General features: G+C 66.2%; 17 protein-coding genes. 11 read left to right on the top strand and 6 right to left on the bottom strand.

Annotation, left to right across the window (positions count from 1 at the left end):
• Positions 1–16: 16 nt before the first annotated feature.
• Positions 17–430, bottom strand: coding sequence for a four-helix bundle copper-binding protein (locus VKZ87_RS00225; RefSeq protein WP_324219220.1), 414 nt, complete (start codon positions 428–430; stop codon positions 17–19).
• Positions 431–540: 110 nt separating this feature from the next.
• Between VKZ87_RS00225 and VKZ87_RS00220 the strand changes: the two genes are divergently transcribed.
• Both VKZ87_RS00220 and VKZ87_RS00215 read left to right on the top strand, forming a co-directional pair.
• Positions 541–1,119 (top strand): peroxidase-related enzyme, encoded by a 579-nt coding sequence (locus tag VKZ87_RS00220; protein ID WP_324219219.1) that lies wholly within the window; start codon positions 541–543, stop codon positions 1,117–1,119.
• Between the two features lie 3 nt (positions 1,120–1,122).
• Positions 1,123–1,884: a phosphatase PAP2 family protein gene (locus VKZ87_RS00215; RefSeq protein WP_324219218.1), complete on the top strand. Its 762-nt coding sequence runs from the start codon at positions 1,123–1,125 to the stop codon at positions 1,882–1,884.
• Positions 1,885–2,257: 373 nt separating this feature from the next.
• Here the strand turns inward: VKZ87_RS00215 and VKZ87_RS00210 are convergent, their stop codons facing one another.
• Positions 2,258–3,592 (bottom strand): hemolysin family protein, encoded by a 1,335-nt coding sequence (locus tag VKZ87_RS00210; protein ID WP_324219217.1) that lies wholly within the window; start codon positions 3,590–3,592, stop codon positions 2,258–2,260.
• Between the two features lie 213 nt (positions 3,593–3,805).
• Here VKZ87_RS00210 and VKZ87_RS00205 point away from each other — a divergent pair, with 213 nt between their 5' ends.
• From VKZ87_RS00205 to VKZ87_RS00180, 6 genes are all read left to right on the top strand, one after another.
• Positions 3,806–5,758, top strand: a complete 1,953-nt coding sequence (locus VKZ87_RS00205) for an alpha-amylase family glycosyl hydrolase (RefSeq protein WP_324219216.1) — start codon at positions 3,806–3,808, stop codon at positions 5,756–5,758.
• A gap of 173 nt (positions 5,759–5,931) precedes the next feature.
• Positions 5,932–7,857: a TonB-dependent receptor plug domain-containing protein gene (locus VKZ87_RS00200; RefSeq protein ID WP_324219215.1), complete on the top strand. Its 1,926-nt coding sequence runs from the start codon at positions 5,932–5,934 to the stop codon at positions 7,855–7,857.
• A 35-nt stretch (positions 7,858–7,892) separates the two neighbouring features.
• The gene (locus VKZ87_RS00195) at positions 7,893–8,435 is read left to right on the top strand and encodes a YfiR family protein (protein ID WP_324219214.1); all 543 of its coding nucleotides are present in this window, start codon (positions 7,893–7,895) and stop codon (positions 8,433–8,435) included.
• A 15-nt stretch (positions 8,436–8,450) separates the two neighbouring features.
• Complete coding sequence (locus VKZ87_RS00190; protein WP_324219213.1) at positions 8,451–10,241, top strand: ATP-binding protein; 1,791 nt, start codon at positions 8,451–8,453, stop codon at positions 10,239–10,241.
• Positions 10,242–10,252: 11 nt separating this feature from the next.
• Positions 10,253–11,101 (top strand): aldo/keto reductase, encoded by an 849-nt coding sequence (locus tag VKZ87_RS00185; protein ID WP_324219212.1) that lies wholly within the window; start codon positions 10,253–10,255, stop codon positions 11,099–11,101.
• Positions 11,102–11,163: 62 nt separating this feature from the next.
• Positions 11,164–12,231, top strand: coding sequence for a spore photoproduct lyase family protein (locus tag VKZ87_RS00180; RefSeq protein WP_324219211.1), 1,068 nt, complete (start codon positions 11,164–11,166; stop codon positions 12,229–12,231).
• Between the two features lie 186 nt (positions 12,232–12,417).
• Here the strand turns inward: VKZ87_RS00180 and VKZ87_RS00175 are convergent, their stop codons facing one another.
• The 4 genes from VKZ87_RS00175 to VKZ87_RS00160 all read right to left on the bottom strand — a co-directional run bounded on the left by VKZ87_RS00175 (position 12,418) and on the right by VKZ87_RS00160 (position 16,299).
• Positions 12,418–12,621 (bottom strand): hypothetical protein, encoded by a 204-nt coding sequence (locus tag VKZ87_RS00175; protein ID WP_324219210.1) that lies wholly within the window; start codon positions 12,619–12,621, stop codon positions 12,418–12,420.
• A gap of 147 nt (positions 12,622–12,768) precedes the next feature.
• Positions 12,769–14,088 carry a flavin-containing monooxygenase gene (locus VKZ87_RS00170; RefSeq protein ID WP_324219209.1) on the bottom strand — a complete coding sequence of 440 codons (1,320 nt, stop codon included), beginning with the start codon at positions 14,086–14,088 and terminating at the stop codon, positions 12,769–12,771.
• A gap of 81 nt (positions 14,089–14,169) precedes the next feature.
• Positions 14,170–15,150 carry an NAD-dependent epimerase/dehydratase family protein gene (locus VKZ87_RS00165; RefSeq protein WP_324219208.1) on the bottom strand — a complete coding sequence of 327 codons (981 nt, stop codon included), beginning with the start codon at positions 15,148–15,150 and terminating at the stop codon, positions 14,170–14,172.
• Between the two features lie 90 nt (positions 15,151–15,240).
• On the bottom strand, positions 15,241–16,299 hold the full coding sequence (locus tag VKZ87_RS00160; protein ID WP_324219207.1) for a metal-dependent hydrolase: 1,059 nt from the start codon (positions 16,297–16,299) through the stop codon (positions 15,241–15,243).
• A 91-nt stretch (positions 16,300–16,390) separates the two neighbouring features.
• On the opposite strand from VKZ87_RS00160, the gene VKZ87_RS00155 reads away from it, so the two are divergent.
• From VKZ87_RS00155 to VKZ87_RS00145, 3 genes are read left to right on the top strand one after another with little or no spacing between them, the layout of a single operon-like run.
• The gene (locus VKZ87_RS00155; protein ID WP_324219206.1) at positions 16,391–17,254 is read left to right on the top strand and encodes an ABC transporter ATP-binding protein; all 864 of its coding nucleotides are present in this window, start codon (positions 16,391–16,393) and stop codon (positions 17,252–17,254) included.
• The gene (locus VKZ87_RS00150) at positions 17,251–18,042 is read left to right on the top strand and encodes an ABC transporter permease (RefSeq protein ID WP_324219205.1); all 792 of its coding nucleotides are present in this window, start codon (positions 17,251–17,253) and stop codon (positions 18,040–18,042) included. Before VKZ87_RS00155 ends, VKZ87_RS00150 begins: the two co-directional genes overlap by 4 nt.
• Before the next feature lie 20 nt (positions 18,043–18,062).
• Positions 18,063–19,070: an ABC transporter substrate-binding protein gene (locus VKZ87_RS00145; protein WP_324219204.1), complete on the top strand. Its 1,008-nt coding sequence runs from the start codon at positions 18,063–18,065 to the stop codon at positions 19,068–19,070.
• Positions 19,071–19,114: the final 44 nt, after the last annotated feature.

Genomic DNA, 19,114 nt, shown 5'->3' with positions numbered 1-19,114 from the left:
GGGATGACGCCATGATCTAGTGCACGCCTGACGACATCGCTTCGATCGCCTCGCGGCAGACCCGTTCGCAGGTCTGGCAGGCCTGCATGCAGATCCTGCAATGCTCATGCTCGCCGGCATGGCGGGCGCATTCTTCCGCGCAGAGGCGGCAGGCTTCGGCGCAGGCCTCCAGGGTCATGCGCATCACCATCTGGTTGTTGCCGGTGCGGCGCGACGCCATGGCCGCTGCCGCCGTGCAGAGATCGGCGCAGTCAAGATCGAGGCGGATGCACTGCCGGAGGCCGGCCACCATCTCCTCGCCCAGGCAGGCGTCGGCGCAGGCGGTGCAGGCCTGGGCGCAGTCGAGGCATTCCTCGATGCAGTGGACGATGGCGGCGTGGCTGCGGCCCTTCGCCCCGGGATGGGTGGTGATCATCTGCTGGACATGCATGGCGGCCTCCTTGTGACTGGATGGTCCCGAACCCGGGCGCCGGCGCCATTGTTCCGCCCCATGACGCCGGCCGGATTTGCGCCTAGACTGGCGGCGATACGGAGGAACGCATGTCGCAACCCAAACGCATTCACGCCCTGGATATCCCGGTTCCCGACCGCAAGGAGCTCGATCCCGACACGCAGGCCTATTTCGCCAAATGCGACGAGAAGATCGGCTTCGTCCCGAATGTGCTGCTCAGCTACAGCTTCGACGCCAAGAAGCTGCGCGGCTTCACGGAGATGTACAACGAGCTGATGCTGGCGCCTTCGGGCCTGAGCAAGCTCGAGCGCGAAATGATCGCCGTGGTCGTGAGCAGCATCAACCACTGCTTCTACTGCCTGACCGCCCATGGCGCCGCCGTGCGGCAGCTGTCGGGCGATCCGAAGCTCGGCGAGCTGATGGTGATGAACTGGCGCGCCGCCGAGCTGACGCCGAAGATGCGGGCAGCGCTGGAATTCGCCACCAAGCTGACCGAGAGCCCGGACAAGATCGTCGAGGCCGACCGGCAGGCTCTGCGCGATGCCGGCTGGACCGATCGCGACATCTGGGACATCGCGGCAACCGCCAGCTTCTTCAACATGTCGAACCGCATGGCATCGGCCATCGAGATGATGCCGAACGAGGAGTATCACGGCAGTTTCCGGTGACGCATGAAGCTACCGCTGCTTGGCCGTTACGGTGAGCCGCTGCTGTCCCGCCTGGGCCGCCACGAACTGCCGATCCTGGCGGTGCCGGGCGTGGCGGCGGCGGCGATCTGGATCTTCGTCGAACTGGCGGACGAGGTGCGCGACGGCAGCACGCGCGAGTTCGATCGCGCGCTGCTGCTGAGCCTGCGCCATCCCGACGACATCAGCGACCCGATCGGCCCGCGCTGGCTCGAGGAGCTGGTGCGCGACGTGACGGCCTTCGGCGGCACCGGCCCGCTGCTCTTCATCACGCTGGCCGCGATACTCTATCTCGTGATGCTGCGCAAATACCGCAGCTCGCTGTTCCTGCTGCTGGCGGTCGGCGGCGGGCAGTTGCTGTCATCGGTGCTGAAGCTCGGCTTCGATCGCGCCCGGCCCGATCTCGTGCCGCATGGCATGCATGTCTATACCGCAAGCTTCCCGAGCGGCCATGCGATGATGGCCGCGGTGACCTGGCTGACCCTCGGCGCCCTGCTGGCACGCACGGAATCGCGGCTGCGAATCAAGGCCTACATCATCCTGCTGGCCGTGCTGATCACCATTCTGGTCGGTCTCAGCCGCGTCTATCTCGGGGTGCACTGGCCCACCGACGTGCTGGGCGGCTGGGTCGCCGGCAGCGCCTGGGCCGCGCTGTGCTGGGCCATCGCCCTGCTGCTGCAGCGAAGGGGCGGCATCGAGGAGGAGCCGGCCCCGGACCCGGACGGCGACACTGCCAATCGGAGCTGACGACTTCCGGTTACAACGAGAGAAAATTCTCCCGCCAAGGGCGCAGTCCGGAAACTGCCTACAAAATAGGCGGCAAAGCCGCTGCCTGTGTTCTGGGCGCAACAGTTTCGAATTTTTCGCTACCGCACAATGATTCTGCCACGCACAAATATGTCCGGCAGACCCGCCGAGAGGGTCAGAATGTGATGTAAGTCACTGAAATCATGGTGCGACAATTTTTCCCGCGATTTTCTCTTGCATGACCGGGGCACCGGCAGTAAATTGTGCATCGCAGCAAGCCTCCGGGTTTGCCGCATGCCCTTCTCGGGCGTTTCCTCCCTAGACTTGGGCCGCGCTTCGGTGCGGCCCCTTTTTTTGCCCGCAGTGGGAGCGATCAGGGATCCTGGGCAGCGAAGACCGGCTCGGCCCTGGGGGGCACGGCAAGGACCTTGTCGATCCGCCGCCCGTCCATATCCACCACCTCGAAACGCCAGCCATTCCATTCGACGATGTCGCCGGTCGCGGGCAGTCGGCCGAAGCGGGCAAGTACGAAGCCGGCCACGGTATGATGGTCGTCCTCCTCGGGCAGCTCGATGCCGAGCGCCGCCGCCATGTCGTCGCGCGGCAGGCTGCCGTCGATCAGCCAGGACCCGTCCTCGCGCTGGCGCAGCTCCGCCTGGTCGGCCATGCCCGGCAGCGCGAAGCGGCCGGCGATGCTTTCCAGGATATCGGCGGCGGTGACCACGCCCTCAAGGCTGCCGAACTCGTCCACCACGAAGGCCATGCCCGAGGGCGAGCGCTTCAGCAGCGCCAGCACATCGAGCACGTCTGCGCTTTCATGCACGGCCGGCACCGGGCGCAGCAGCGGCACCAGCGTCGTGATCGGCGTGCCCGTCTTCTGCGCGTCGAGCTGCGCATTGAGCACGGCCTTCACGCTGATGGCGCCGACCGGTTCGTCGATATTGCCGTTGGCCGCCGGCAGGCGCAGATGCATGCTGTCGCGGATGCGCTTGAGCTGTTCGTCGAGCGGCGCGTCGAGATCGAGCCAGTCGAGCTCGCGGCGCGGCGTCATCACCGCGCGGACCGAGCGGTCGCCCAGCTTCATCACCGCCGCGATCATCTTCACTTCGGCGGGTTCGACAATGCCGGCGCTTTCGGCTTCTGCCACCAGCTGGCGGATCTCTTCCTCGCTCACCTTTTCGGCATTGCCCTTGCCGGCGCCGATGATGCGCAGCACGAAGCGCGACGAGAGGTCGAGCAGCGTCACCAGCGGGCCGGCGATCTTCGCCAGCCAGGTCATCGCCGGCGCCACCGTCACCGCGATGCGTTCGGGATTCTTCAGCGCGATCTGCTTCGGCACCAGCTCGCCGACGATCAGCGACAGATAGGTGACGCCCCCGACCACAATGGCGAAGGCGATGGTATCCGACGCGGCCTCGGCGAGGCCGAAGGCGGATTCCATCCACAGCGAGAAGCGGTCGGCGATCGTGGCGCCGGACAGGGCGCCGGCCAGAACGCCGACCAGCGTGATGCCGATTTGGACGGTGGAAAGGAAGCGACCCGGCTCCTCGGCGAGCTGCAGCGCCCGGCGGGCGCCGCTGCGTTTCGCGCGGGCCATGGCCTGCAGGCGTGCCTTGCGTGACGAGACCACGGCCAGCTCGGACATGGCGAGCAGGCCGTTCAGCAGGATCAGCGCGGCGATCAGCGCCATTTCGATCCACAGATTCATGACCGCTGCCTCACATGCGGCAGCGCGCCATGACAGCAGGAGGTCGGAGGCTGGGGAAACGCGGGGCCATCGGCAGCGCCGCCGCGCTGCGAGCCCGGTCTAGGTCGATCCGGCATAACCGGTGCAGTATAAGACAGACCCGGCCCCGCGCCTAGCGGTGCCGGGGCCGGCAGGGGAACCCGCCGGTTGCAGTTCTGTTTTTCCACGGCCGTCATGCAGATATCCTCATCCCTCAAACGGCTCGCCCTGCTGTTCACATTGCTGACGGCGACCTGTGCGCGGCCGATCGAGCCGCCAGTGAGCTTCGCCACGGCCGGCGGGGATGCCTGGAACGTGGCGAAAACAGTCTCCGGCCAGGCCAACCGCGAGGCCTGCGACGCTGTCCTGCTGAGCGGTCCCGGCGACAGCCGCCAGATGCTTGCGCTGGATTCCCGGGGCCGCTTCACGGCCTCTGTCGCTCTGCAGCCCGGCGACAACCGGCTGCTGGCGGAATGCCAGAACCAGGGCGTCAGCCGGGGTATCGGGGCTTCGCAGGTCTGGCGGCTGCGGCTGCCGGATCGACCGCGGGCGGTGGCGCAGCTGACCATCGCCGGCGGCAATCTCGTGCTGGATGGCAGCACCACCCGGCCATCGGAGGTGTCACAGCGCGCCATCGCGCGTCTGGAATGGCGCCAGCGCGACAGCGGCCCGGAAGCGATTGCCGGTCTGCCGTCGAGCGGCGAGAGGGTGACACTGCCTTTGCCGAAGGCCGCGGGCGAGTACCACATCGTCCTGCGGGCCACCGATGCCGGCGGGCAGATAGACGAAAGCACGGCGATCCTGCGTATCCGCAACAAGCGCGCCACCGTCTTCGATCCGATGCGCGAGCATGCCAACTGGGTCGACGATGCTGTAGTCTACACCATCGTGCCGTTCCTGTTCGGGCCGCGCGGCTTCGAGGATGTCACCGCGCGGCTGGACCATCTCGCCGCGCTCGGCGTCAACACACTGCTGCTGTCGCCGGTGAAGCCGGCGCCCGAGGATGACTACGGCTATGCCGTCGCCGATCATTTCTCGCTCCATCCGCGCTATGGCGCGGAGGCTGACTGGCGCGCCTTCATAGCGGCGGCGCATCAGCGCGGGATGCGCGTGGTGATGGATATGGTGCTCAATCACACCTCCGATCAGCATCCCTATTTCGCCGATGCCCGACGGCGGCGGCAGGCCTCGCCCTATTTCGATTTCTATGACCGCGATGCGAGCGGCGCGGCGCTGCATTATTTCGACCGGGAGAACCTGAAGAATCTGAACCTCGACAATGCGGAGGTGCAGAACTTCCTGATCGAGGCATCCGCCCACTGGGTGCGGAACTACGGCATCGACGGTTTCCGCGTTGATGCCGCCTGGGGTCCGCGCGAGCGCCGTCCCGATTTCTGGCCACGCTGGGCCGCCGAGCTGCATCGCATCCGGCCTGACCTGCTGCTGATCGCCGCGGCACCGATGCGCGATCCCTATTATGCGCAGAATGGCTTCGATGCCGCCTATGACTGGACCGACAAGCCCGGCCGCTGGGCCTGGCGGGCGGCCTTCGACAACGAGGCGGAGACGGCGGCGCGCCTGCGCGAGGCGCTGACGGCAAACGGCAGCGGCTTTCCGGTGCTGCGCTTCCTCAATGACAATGATACCGGCGATCGCTTCATCACGCGCTACGGCCTGCAGCGCACCCGCCTCGCCTCGGCGATGCTGCTGACCCTGCCTGGCCTGCCCACCCTGTTCAGCGGCGACGAGGTCGGCGCGGCCTTCCGGCCCCATGACGATCCGCCGCCGATAGACTGGAACGACGATCCCGACAATCTGCGCCTGTGGTATGCACATCTGATCCGCCTGCGGCAGCAGAATGCCGCGCTGCGCGGCCAGACACTGGAGCTGATCGACACCGGATCGGCGACGACGGTGCTCGGCTATCTGCGTCCCGGCCGCGCGGCAGGCGAGAGCATCGTGGTGCTGCTCAATTACGGGGCGGAAGCCGCGCAGGTCAGGCTGCCGCGCGTGGCTCTGCGCAGCCTGCAGCCGTCACGCAGCAATGGCCGCGTGCTGGATCTTCTCAATGGTGCGACCCTGCGGCTGCAATCGGGCCGCGACGTAATGCTTCCCGGCTACGGCGTAAGGATTCTGCGCGCGCTCTAGCCGTGATTGCGTGACGACTGCATGGATTTGCCATCACGCTTCTGTGCTTTGCGCCAACTGAAAGTATGAATTCCCTTTCACTCCCCCATCAGGCATAACGAAATCCGCCTCCTGCGAATATTGGAGCGAGTTGTCGCAGCCTTAAGCCAGTGGCAGTTGCGGGGGAGGAAACAATGAAACGGCGTCATGATCGACGGATCGACTCTTCTGCGCGGCAGGCCAAAGCTGTCGCTGCGCTGGTTCTGCTGATGACCGCAGTTGTCACCGCGCCAGCGCTGGCAGCGGGCACACCGACGCTGAAGGATCTCGGCATCCTGTCGCTGGAGGAGCTTGCCGATCTCCAGGTCACTTCGGTATCGAAACGCCCCGAACCCCTGAGCCGGGCTCCGGCATCGATCTATGTCATCACCAGCGACGCCATCCGCCGCTCCGGCGCGACCACCCTGCCCGAAGCCCTGCGTCTGGCGCCCAACCTGAACGTCGCGCGCCTCGATTCGCGCGAGTACGCCATCTCGGCACGTGGATTCAATTCGTACAACGCGGCCAACAAGCTGCTGGTGCTGATCGACGGTCGCAGCGTCTATACGCCCCTGCATGCCGGCGTATTCTGGGACCAGCATCAGGTGATGGTCGAGGATATCGACCGCATCGAGGTGGTCAGCGGGCCGGGCGGCACGCTCTACGGTGCCAACGCTTTCAATGGCGTCATCAATGTCATCACCCGGCATTCCCGCGAGACCCAGGGAGGATTGCTGAGCACCCAGATCGGCAACCGCGATCGCATCGGCGCCCTGCGCTACGGCGGCCGGATCGACGACCAGACGACCTATCGCGGCTACGGGCGCGGCGCGCGCATGGGCAAGACCCGCCTCGCCACGGGCGGCAGCGCCGACGACGACTGGGAGCCGCGACAGGCCGGTTTCCGCTCCGACTGGGAGCGCAACGGCGATGCGGTCACGCTTCAGGGCGATTTCTTCGGCAATGATCTTCTTGATGGCGTCGAGAGCAATGGCGGCAACATCCTCGGCCGCTGGACCCGACAGCTCACGGAGACTTCGGGCTTCGAGCTGCAGGGCTATTACGACAGCGTCGAGCGGACCGCCCCCGGCCTGGACGAACGGCTGGAGACCTTCGACATTGCCGGCCAGTACACTTTCCGCCTCGGCGCATCCCACGATATCGTGCTCGGCGGCGGCTTCCGCAACAGCGTCGAAGAATTCGACAACCGCGTGAACGCCTTCGTCCTGCGGCCGATCGAGGACACGGTGCGGCTCGGCAACTTCTTCGTGCAGGACAGCATCGCACTCGGCGAAACGGTGACGCTGACGCTCGGCAACAAGTTCGAGCACAACAGCCATACCGGACTCGAACTGATGCCCAATGCGCGTCTCGCCTGGCAGATGACCGAGAACACGCTTCTGTGGTCTGCCGTTTCGCGCGCCGTGCGCACACCCTCGCGCTTCGACCGCGACCTGCAGGCCACGGGCGACGTGACACTACTGCCGGCCCGCGATTTCCGCTCGGAGACGGTGGTTGCCTACGAGGCCGGCATCCGCACGCGGCCGAGCGACGTGACCTCGCTCTCGGTTTCGGTTTTCTACAACACTTATGACGATCTGCGCGTTCTCGAGCAGCTGGATGCCACCACCTACCGCTTTTCCAACAGGATGCATGGCACCACCTACGGCCTCGAGGCCTGGGGCGACTACAGCCCGCGCGACTGGTGGCGCCTGAGCAGCGGCTTCAGCTACCTGCACAAGGACCTCAAGCTCGACCCCGGAGCCTCGAATTCCGGCCTTGACCAGCACCGCGGCAACGATCCGGACTATCAGGTTTCGCTGCGCTCCTCGATGGACATCACGCCGGCAATCGAATGGGATATCGGCATCCGCTTCGTCGACAACCTGACCGCGCCGGCACTGCGCGGCTACGCCGCGCTCGACACACGGATCGGCTGGGACGTTACGCCCGACGTGGAAGTCTCGCTGGCCGGCTTCAATCTGCTGGACGATGATGGCGGTCACGGCGAGACGCGGACCGACAGCGTCCGCCGCGACATACCCCGCAGTGTCTATGCCGGGCTGCGTATGAGATTCTGACAGTGACGCTCCGGTCAACCATGCTCCGAAGACGGATGCTTGCCGCGGCGGCGGCATTGCTGATCGGTGCGGCCGCGCTGCCGGCCCTGCCGCAGGCGGAGGGCTTCCCGCTGGAGCGTGCTGTGAAGGCCACCTATCTCTGGAAGTTCGGCCCTTTCATCACCTGGCCGCAGACTGCGCTCGCCGGGCCGGACAGCACGATCCATCTCTGCGTCGCCGGCGAAGATCCTTTCGGGGCGGTGCTCGACGAGGCCTTGGCCGGGCAGAGCATTGAGGGGCATCCCATCCTGCTCCGCCGGCTGGCCCGGGTGGACCGGCAGTCTGCCTGCCACATCCTGTTCGCGGCGGGATCGCCCGAACAGTCGGTCGCCGAGGCGCTCGAGGCGGTGCGCGGTACGCCGGTGCTGACCTTCACCGATGCCGCGCGCGCCCCCCAGGCAAAGGGAATCGTCCATTTCGTCATGCGCGACGAGCGCGTGCGCTTCGAGATCGATGAATACGCGGCCGCCGAGAACGGACTGACCATCAGTTCGAAAGTGCTGAGTCTGGCGGTTTCCGTCCGGTCGCGGTTGAAATGAAAGTGAGACGATACGGTGCCTGAGAGACGCCCACCCATTTCCCGCTTCTGGCGCGCGATGCCCCTGCTCGCCGCGGCGGCAGCCATCGCCCTGCTGATCGCCGGCGGCCTCATCACCCTGTACAGCGAGCGCTCCTATCGCGACCAGGCAGTGGCCAAAATCCGCACCGAGGCGCAGATCCTCAGTCTCGCCGTGAGCGCCGCACTGGTCTTCAACGACCGCAATGCCGCGCAGGATTACGTGCGCGCGCTGAGCGCCAATGCCGAAATCACCGCCGCGGCGATTTACGATGCCGGCGGCACGCTATTCGCCAGCTATTCCCGCTTCGAAAACCGGCCTCTGCCGATGCGCGGCGAACTGCACGATCCGGTCTTCACCGACGACCGGGTCATCGTGACCGTGCCGGTCATGCAGGGCGGCGCAACCATCGGCACCGTCTATATCCGGAGCGTCATCGAACCCATCCAGAGCCGCCTGCCACGCTATGGCGGGCTCGGCCTGCTCATCGTCAATGCCGCGATCATGCTGATCGGCCTCGGCGCGGCACAGTATGCCCTGACCCGTGCCAACGCCACGCTGCGCGAGCGCGCCGTCGAACTTTCGGAAGCCAACCGCGCCCTGCAGGCCCAGATTGCCGAGCGCGAGAAGGCAGAGGCCGCCCTGCGCCAGGTGCAGAAGATGGAGACGATCGGCCAGCTGACCGGCGGGGTCGCCCATGATTTCAACAACCTGCTCACCATCATCCTCGGCAATCTCGAACGGCTGCAGCGCCGCATCGCCAGCCGGGAGGATCTGGCCGACATCAAACGTGCCGCCGCCAATGCGGCCCGTGGCGCCGAGCGCGCGGCAGCGCTGACCAAAAGCCTGCTGGCCTTCTCGCGGCGCCAGCCGCTGGACCCGAAACCGGTGGATGCCAACAAGCTGGTCACCAACATGTCGGACCTGCTGCGCCGCACTCTCGGCGAGCAGGTCATCATCGAGAATGTGGTCTCGGCGGGCCTGTGGCGCACCCAGGTCGATCCCAACCAGCTGGAGAGCGCCATCCTGAATCTGGCGGTGAATGCCCGCGATGCCATGCCCGACGGCGGCAAGCTGACGATCGAGACCGCCAATGCCTATCTTGACGCGCGCTATGCCGAGGATGCCGAGGTGGAGCCCGGCCAGTATGTCGTCATCTGCGTGACCGATACCGGCGTCGGCATGTCGCAGGTGGTGATTGACCGCGCCTTCGAGCCCTTCTTCACCACCAAGGATGTCGGCGCCGGCACCGGCCTGGGACTCAGCCAGGTCTACGGTTTCGTACGCCAGTCGGGCGGCCATGTGCGGATCTACAGCGAACCGGGTCAGGGCACGACGGTGAAGATCTACCTGCCCCGCCTGCTGGCTGACGAGGCCGAGGGCGAATTGCCGCGCGCGCCGGCCTGGGTGGCCGGCGGCTCCTCGGAGACGGTGCTGGTGGTGGAGGATGACGGCGGTGTGCGCGACTATTCCGCCGCCATCCTGCGCGAGCTCGGCTATCATGTCCTGGAGGCCGCCGAGGGCCGCCGGGCGCTGGAACTGATCGAGCAGCATCCGGAGATCGCGCTGCTGTTCACCGATGTCGGCCTGCCCGGCATGAACGGCCGGCAGCTTGCCGACGAGGTGGCGCAGCGGCGGCCGGAGCTGAAGGTGCTGTTCACCACTGGCTATGCGCGCAACGCCATCGTCCATGACGGCAGGCTGGATCCGGGCGTGCATCTGATCACCAAGCCCTTCACCTTCGCCGAACTCGCCACTACGGTGCGGCAGGTGCTCGACAGGTCCTGACAGGAGGCGGCATGCAGCAGCGTCCCTTCGGCAACACGAAACGGCCGGTCGCGCGGATCGGCCAGGGCAGCTGGAACATCGAGAACGGCGACCGCCGCTCGGCCGTCGCGGCCCTGCGCGCCGGCGTCGCCGCCGGCATGACCCATATCGACACCGCCGAGATGTACGGCTCCGGCGGGGCCGAGCGCATCATCGCCGAGGCGTTCACGCCGTCCGAGCGGGACGGACTGTTCCTCGTCTCCAAGGTACTGCCGCAGAATGCCTCGCGCGCCGGCACGATCCGCGCCTGCGAGCAATCGCTGAAACGGCTGAAGACCGACAGGCTGGACTGCTATTTGCTGCACTGGCGCGGCAGCCAACCGCTGGCCGAGACGGTCGCCGGTCTCGAAGCGCTGCGGGAGGCGGGAAAAATCCTCTCCTGGGGCGTGAGCAACTTCGATGAGGACGACATGGCCGAGCTGCTGGCCATCGCCGGGCCGGGCCGCGTCGCCTGCAACCAGGTGCTGTATCACCTGCAGGAGCGCGCCATCGAGCATGCCGTGATTCCCTGGTGCGAGGCGAACGGCGTCGCCGTGGTGGCCTACAGCCCCTTCGGCAGCGGCGATTTCCCGCGGCTGAACACGACCGCCGGCCGCGCGCTGCAGGAGATCGCGCAGAAGCACGGCGCCACGCCGCGGCAGGTGGCGCTCGCCTTCCTCACCCGCCGCAGCAGCGTCTTCGCCATCCCGAAGGCGGCAAAGGCCGAGCATGCCCGGGATAATGCCGGCGCCGGAGACCTGGTACTGACCGACGCGGAGATCGCGCAAATCGATGCCGCCTTCCCGCGTGGCAAAAAACCACGATCGCTGCCGATGATCTGACGTAACCGTGACCTGAGTTGCCTGCGTCCTCCCGCCGACCATATCGGAGGCGGGAGACACGCATGGCCCTGCCGAAACAGCTGATCGACATCGACACGATCTATCTCGAGCCGGAGGTGGAGAGCTTCCGCCGCGGGCGGGAAATTCTCGCGCGCCATCCCGAGGCGCAGCGGATTTTCATCGACTCGCACTGGAGCATCCCTTCCCTGCACGGCAACGAGGGCAGCGCCGAGGACTGGCTGAAGATCAAACGCAACGTCCTGGTGCTCGGCGTCAAGAAATCCATGACCATGCGTCGCAATGCGCGCAGCTCGCATTTCATCGCGCCCTCCACCTCGAACGGCTGCGCCATGGCCTGCGCCTACTGTTACGTGCCGCGCCGCAAGGGCTATGCCAACCCGATCACCCTGTTCGTCAACATCGAACGGATCTGCGAGGCGCTGGAGCGCCATGCCGCGCGCCAGGGGCCGATGACGCGGCCCGGCCAGATCGATCCGCGCTTCTGGGTCTATGATCTGGGCGAGAACGGCGATCTTTCTGTGGATGCAGCGATCTGCGACAATCTCCGCGATCTGGTCGCGCTGTTCCGCGGCATCCCCAATGCCAAGGCGTCGTTCGCCACGAAATTCGTCAACCGCGACCTGCTGGATTACGACCCGCGGGGTAAGACGCGCATCCGCTTCTCGCTGATGCCGGAGAAGCTGGCGAGACTTGTGGATGTACGCACCTCGCCCGTGCCCGAGCGGATCGCAGCGATCAACGATTTCGTGCGCGCCGGCTACGAGGTGCATATCAACCTCTCGCCGGTCATTCTCTACGAGGAGTGGGAACGCGACTATGCCGAGCTCTTCCGCCAGATCGACGATGCCCTGTCGCCGCAGGCGCGCGAGCAGCTGCGCGCGGAGATCATTTTCCTGACCCATAGTGCGCAGCTGCATGAGGTGAACCTGCAGTGGCATCCGAAGGCCGAGGACTATCTCTGGCGACCGGACCTGCAGCAGAAGAAGCTGTCACAGAACGGCATGTGGAACCTGCGCTACAGGGTGGCCTGGAAACGCCAGTGGCTGGCGCGCTTCCAGGACCTGCTGCAGCAGATCATGCCTTATTGCGGCGTGCGTTACGCGTTCTGAAGAAGAGAGAGATGGAGGGATCGCCGCGGTAAGACCGGCGCAGCGCGGGCGACCCGCCGAACCTCGGCTGTCGGCAGGCTGCCCAGCAGCAGATCGCCGGTCCACCGCCGTCGGCCTCAGGCGGGCCGACGAGCGCGAGAGGCGATGGCGTCCGTCACCGGATCGTCACCGCCGGCCTCGCGCCGGTCAGGTCTTGGCCGGCGCGGTGTTGTCCCGCGGAGCCTGCGCCGGGGCATCGTTGCCCGGCTGGGCGGGCTTGCTGTCGGCCTGGCCCGAAGTCTTCTGCTCGTCGGCCTTCTGCTCGGCGGCCTTGGCGTCGGCGACCTTCTTGTCGAGGGCGGCGAGGTTGTTCTGGGGCGTCTGGTTCTGGGTCGCTGCAGTCTGGGTCAATTACTTCTCCATGAAAGAACGGCGCCGGATTGCGCCGCGACCCTCATATGGTGCCCGGATCCCCGAATACAAGTATTTGAAAAGAAACAGGAATTTATACTTTCTGCGACAGAACGCCGGTTGCGCCGGCGATCCGTCCGCAGGATGTCAGCCCTGCGCCAGCTTCATGTCGCGGTGCATCTGTCTGGCGTAGTCGCGGAAATCGACTTCCAGCGTGTAGCGGGCGGAATCCACGTAGCGGCGCTGCACCTCGCGCCAGTGCTCGGCAATCTCGCGCTCCATCTCCGCCTTCGACGGCAGCGCGATCTCGCCCTTCAGCAGGCAGGCCAGCCAGCGCGACTGGATCTCGACCAGCGGAATGGTGGCGCCGATCGGCTGCACCAGTCCGACGAAATACAGCCCCGGATTCTTCACCGAAACCATGCGCCGGTAGAGCTGCGGCGCCTGGCGGTCCTTCACCTCGAAGACCGCCGGGTCGAGAAAGGGAAAGCTGGTGCGATAGCCGGTGGCATAGATCACCGCATCATAGGGCTCCGTACTGCCGTCCGTGAAGCGTATGCGATCACCCTGCAGCTCCTGCACATTCGGCTTCACCTTGATCCAGCCATGGCCGATATAGGGCAGCAGTTCCTGGCTGATCGTGGCATGCTCGCGCCACATCGGATGGGGCGGCTTCGGCACGCCGTAGCGCGCCTGGTCGCCGACAGTCAGATACATCAGCTTGTGGATGATCATCCGCGTCACCACGGTCGGCAACTTCAGCTTGCGCGAGAAGAAGGCCGACCAGCGGTCGGTGGGAATGCCGAGAATGTATTTCGGCATCACCCAGGCGCCGCGCCGCGTCGAGAGATGCACGCTCTTCGCCCGGCGGCAGAGATCGACCGCGATGTCGACGGCGGAATTGCCGATGCCGACCACCAGCACGCGCTTGTCCTCGAAGGGATCGGCCGTCTTGTAGGCATGGGAATGGATCGCCACACCGTCGAACCTGCCGGGAAAATCGGGCCAACGCTGGTCCCAGAGATGGCCGTTGGCAACAAGCACGGCGCGGTAGCGCCTGGTCTCGCCCCCGGGATAATCGGGACTGTCGAAGGTGACATTCCATTGCCCGTCTCCGGCCGGCTCCACCTTCGTCACTGAGGTGCGGAAGCGGACATGAGGCCGGATGCCGAAGCGGGCGGCATAGGCGTCGAGATACTCCATCACCTGCCAGTGCGACGGAAAGTCCGGCAGATGCTCGGGGATCGGAAAATCGGAATACTGCAGGTTCTTGCGGCTGGTATCGATATGCAGGCTGCGATAGGCGGCCGAGACGCCGTTATCGTTGTTGTAGCGCCAGTTGCCGCCGATATCCGAGCCCTTCTCGAAGACCTCGAAGGCCAGCCCCTTCTGCTTCAGCGCCTTGGCGGCGGCAATGCCGGAAGAGCCGGCGCCGATGATGCAGATGTCGGGATGGGTCTCGCTCATCTTATTCACATCCTCTCCCTCGTCATTCCCGCGGAAGCGGGACTCCAGAGACCGGGTCCCCGCTTTCGCGGGGACGACGAACTAGTATGCTGCTCTGTTTGAAAGGAACTCTGTCAGGATTGCATCAAAACTCTCGTCCGGCATGATGCCGTGGCGGCGTGCCCGCGCGGAGTCGAAGCGGCGCGGCCAGCCATCGACGATGGCCTGCAGCTGCGCATCCGGCGCCATGCGGATGCGCGCTGCTGCCGCCTCGCCGGCGACGCGCCGCAGGGCTTCGATCATCTCGGCAACGGTGACGTTCAGCGCCGGCAGGTTCATCGCCCGCGTGTCGGCGAAGGCATCCACCGGCAGATCATGCATGCGGATCAGCGACTCCGCCACGCAGGAGACGGAGACCACCGGCACCCGGGTGTCCGGCTGCAGCGGGCAGTCCACCGCCTGGCCCAGCAGAGGCTCGCGGGTGATGGCGGCGACGCGATCCGACACCGAGGGCGCCGAGCCCGGCGGCCGGATGATCACCACCGGCAGACGCAGGGCGCGGCCGTCGATCACGCCGTGGCGGGAATGATCGTCGATCAGCTTTTCGGCAATCACCTTGTGGATGCCGTAGGAGGTCTGCGGCCGCTGCAGCGTATCGTCCTCGACGGTCTCGGGCAGGGCGCCGCCGAAGGTGGCGATGGAGGACGCGAAGACGAGCCTGGGCGGCTGCGGCTGTGTACGGCAGGCCTCCAGCAGCGCGAGAAAGCCGAGCACGTTGACCTCGATCCCTTTTCGCAGATCGCGCTCGGCCTCGGTGGTCAGCGTTGCGGCGAGATGGAAAAGGCTGTCGAAAGGCTGCGCGAAAACGCGGGCACGAAAAGCCGCATCACCGAGATCGCCGGTCTCGCGGCGCAGGGCAATGCCGGCGGCAGGCGGCAGCGGCGGCGCGACACGGTCGACCAGCAGGATCTCGCGGATGGGCTGCGGCTGCCCGTTCCGGTCGGCGAGGCTGCCGCGCTCCAGCAGTGCTTTTGTCAGCGCCGTTCCGATGAAACCGGCGGCGCCGGTGATGATGATGCGCATCAAAGACTATCCGGTATCCAGCAAATTCCGCGCCGCAGGCTAGGAGATATGGCCGGACAGCGCCAGCTTTCTGCGCCGGCAGCGCTGCCGTTACCGCCCGAGCAGCCCGTCCCAGAGGTCGCGGAAGCTGCCGCCGTTCGCCGCCGGCCGTTCGCTCAGCAGCTCGGCTTTCGCCGTCGGTTTGAGCTGCGCGTCGAGCCGGAAACGCAGGCCCCAGAAGCCGAGCTCGCTGCCATTGGGCAGGCCGTAACGGTAATCGCGCGCTTCCACCACATAGCCGCCGTCCTGGCTGGCCTGCAGACTCCAGTGCAGCTTGCCCATGGCGAACCAGCGGAAGACCGTGCCCGAGCGGGTTTCGAGCGCCGCCTGCACGGCGCGATGCTCGTCGAGGCGGGAATACTGCTGCCACGGCACCGGCCGGTCGTCGAAGGGTGAGAGGAAGCCGATCAGGATGTGATCGGGCAGATCCACCACGATGCGGCGCCAGAAGGGCTGCAGCAGGATCGGATAGGCAGTGACCTCCGCGCCATGAGCGGCGCCGCCGAGTTCCAGCCGCAGCTGTTCGCGGATGCGTGCTTCCAGCGACTGCCCCACGCCCCAGGCCATCAGCGTGTAGAGCAGCACATAGATCAGCGAGAACCGGGCCAGGCGCTGGGCCAGCTGTGCCTTCGAGCGGGTGAACAGCGCGAACAGAAAAGCGAGCAGCAGCGGCAGCGAATACAGCGGATCGATGATCGGCATCGCGTCGATGGCGAAGCGCACGTCCGAGAAGGGCGCCAGCAGCTGTGTGCCGTAGGAGGTGAAGAGATCGATCACGGGATGGGTGACGCAGGCCAGGCTGCCCAGCCACATCCAGGCGCTGCGCCGCGCATTATCCTCGCGGACATCCATCGGCTCGCGCCGCAGCCGCTCGATCCGCCAGACCGCCCAGCCAAGCGCCGCGCCATAGACGAGGGTGACGGGGATCGAATGCGTCACGCCACGGTGATGCGCCCAGGCATCGGTGACATCGGCGCCGATCATCCAGCTGGCCACCGTGTCGAGGTCGGGCAGCACCCCGAGCAGGCCGCCGACCAGGGCCGCGCGGCGGCCGAGCAGACGGCGGAATCCTGCCGCGGCGACCACCCCGCCGAACGCCAACTGGGTCACCGAATCCATGCTGCGTGCCCCCGTGCCTTTACGCCGCCCCGCCCCATTGTTACCGTTTGGCCGCGAATAAGAAAGTCGGAGGAAGCATCACGTGGCAGGCAAGGCCGCAAGCCTCGACCTCGAGGGGAAACCTGCCGGGGGGGCGGCATCCACACCAGCCGTGCGGCTGGGCGGGCTCGACATCACCTTCGCGCTGAAGACCGGCCGCAGCCACTGCGCCGTGCAGCAGATCAATCTCGATGTCGCTCCCGGTGAGTTCGTCGCCATCGTCGGCCCAACCGGATGCGGCAAGTCCACCCTGCTGAATGCCGCCGCCGGCCTGCTGAAGCCTTCGGCCGGGCGGGTCGAGATCGAGGGCGCCGCGCTGACCGGCCTGAACGAGCGTGCCGGCTACCTGTTCCAGCAGGATGCGCTGATGCCTTGGAAAACCGCCATCGACAACGTCGCCGTGGCGCTGGAGCCGCAGGGCGTCGGCCGCGGCGAGGCGCTGGAGCGCGCGCGCGGCTGGCTGGCGAAAGTTGGCCTGGCCGCCTTCGCCGACCGCTATCCGCACATGCTGTCGGGCGGCCAGCGCAAGCGCGTGGCGCTGGCTCAGATGCTGATCCGCGATCCGCAGATCCTGCTGATGGACGAGCCCTTCGGGCCGCTGGACGCGCAGACGCGGCAGATCATGGGCAACCTGCTGCTGCAGCTCTGGGCCGATGACCGCAAGGCCGTGATGTTCGTCACCCATGATCTGGAGGAGGCCATCGCGCTGTCCGACCGCGTGGTGGTGATGTCGGCCGGGCCGGCAGCCGGTATCGTCGGCGATTACCGGGTCGACCTGCCGCGGCCGCGCGACATCGCCGAAATCCGCGTCGAGCCGGCCTTCCACGACATCCACAAGGCGATCTGGGCGACCCTGCGCGTGGAAGTGCAGAAGGCCTATGCCCAGGGCGAGGAGGCACAGCCATGAACCGCCCGCTGCTTCTCGGCCTGCAGATCCTGGTCGGCATCGGCTTCCTGGTCCTGTGGCATCTGCTCACCACCGTCCCGGTGATCGACGGCAAGCCGCTGTTTGCGCCCTTCTTCTTCTCCACGCCGCTGGACGTGCTGGAGCGCACCTGGAAGCTCTTTGCCAGCGGCGAGATCTGGTACCACCTCTACATCACGCTGCTGGAAACCATCCTTGCCTTCGTGATCGGCGCTGCCGGGGGCATCGTCGTCGGCTTCGCCTTCGCGCGCCGCGAACTGCTGGCCGCCGTCTTCGATCCCTATGTGAAGGCGGCCAACGCGCTGCCCCGCGTGGTACTGGCGCCGATCTTCGCGCTGTGGTTCGGGCTCGGCATCTGGTCGAAGGTGGCGCTCGGCTTCACGCTGGTCTTCTTCATCGTCTTCTTCAACGTCTACCAGGGCGTGAAGGAAGTCAGCCCCACGGTGCTGGCCAATGCGCGCATGCTGGGCATGAACGAGCGCCAGCTGATGCGCCATGTCTACTGGCCCGCGGCGCTGACCTGGATGTTCTCCTCGCTGCACACATCCGTCGGCTTCGCGCTGATCGGCGCCGTGGTCGGCGAGTATCTCGGGGCGGCCGCCGGCCTCGGCTACAAGATCCACGAGGCGGAAAGCGTCTTCGACGTCACCGGCGTCTTTGCCGGTATGCTGATCCTCACCATCTTCGTGATCATCCTGGATGCCATCGTCACGGCGATAGAAAACCGCCTGCTGGTCTGGCGGCCGGACACCACCGCAAGAACAACCTGACAAACCAACGGAGGAACCCGATGAAACTCAAAACGATTCTGGCCGCCGCGGCGGCCGTGATGCTGGCGGCGGGCGCAGCCCAGGCCGCGCCCGAGAAGCCGAAGCTGACGCTCGGCGTCGGCGGCAAGCCGCTGCTCTATTACCTGCCGCTCACGATTGCCGAGCAGAAGGGCTACTTCAAGGAAGAGGGCCTGGATGTCGAGATCAACGATTTCGGCGGCGGCGCCAAGTCGCTGCAGGCCCTGATCGGCGGCAGCGTCGATGTCGTCACCGGCGCCTACGAGCACACCATCCGCATGCAGCAGAAGGGCCAGGACATCCGCGCCGTGCTCGAACTCGGCCGCTTCCCCGGCATCGTGCTGGCGGTGAAGAAGGAGCACCAGGGCAAGGTCAAGACCGCGGCCGACCTCAAGGGCATGAAGATCGGCGTCACCGCGCCGGGCTCGTCCACCAACTTCTTCGCCAACTACCTGATCGGCAAGGCGGGCGGCAACTACAAGGATTCCGCCTTCATCGGCGTTGGCGGCGGCGCTTCCGGCGTGGCGGCGATCCAGAAGGGCGAGATCGACGCAATCTCGCATCTCGATCCCGTCATCACCAAGCTGCAGAATGACGGCAGCATCTTCATCCTGGCCGACAGCCGCACCGAGGAAGGCACCAAGGCGATCTTCGGCGGCTCCAACCCGGCGGCGGTGCTGTATCTGAAGAACGAGTTCATCGCCAAGAATCCGGAGACCACCCAGGCGCTGGTCAACGCGCTCTACAAGGCGCTGGCATGGCTGCAGACCGCCAAGCCGGAGGACGTGGTCGCCACGGTGCCGGAAAGCTACTATCTCGGCGACAAGGATCTGTATCTCGCCGCGGTGCGGAACTCGATGCCGACCTATTCCAGGACCGGCATCATTCCGGAAAGCGGCATGAAGAGCGCCTATGACATGCTGGCGCAGTTCGACGCGGACCTGGCCAAGGCCAATATCGACCTGAAGAAGACCTTCGACGACCGCTTCGTTAAGAAGGTCAAGAAATAGGCAGCCGACGCGGCGGCCGGGTGCGACATCCCGGCCGCCTTTTT

The sequence above is a fragment of the Ferrovibrio sp. genome (assembly GCF_035304305.1).
Taxonomy (GTDB): domain Bacteria; phylum Pseudomonadota; class Alphaproteobacteria; order Ferrovibrionales; family Ferrovibrionaceae; genus Ferrovibrio.
This window is presented reverse-complemented; position numbering and strand designations above follow the sequence as displayed.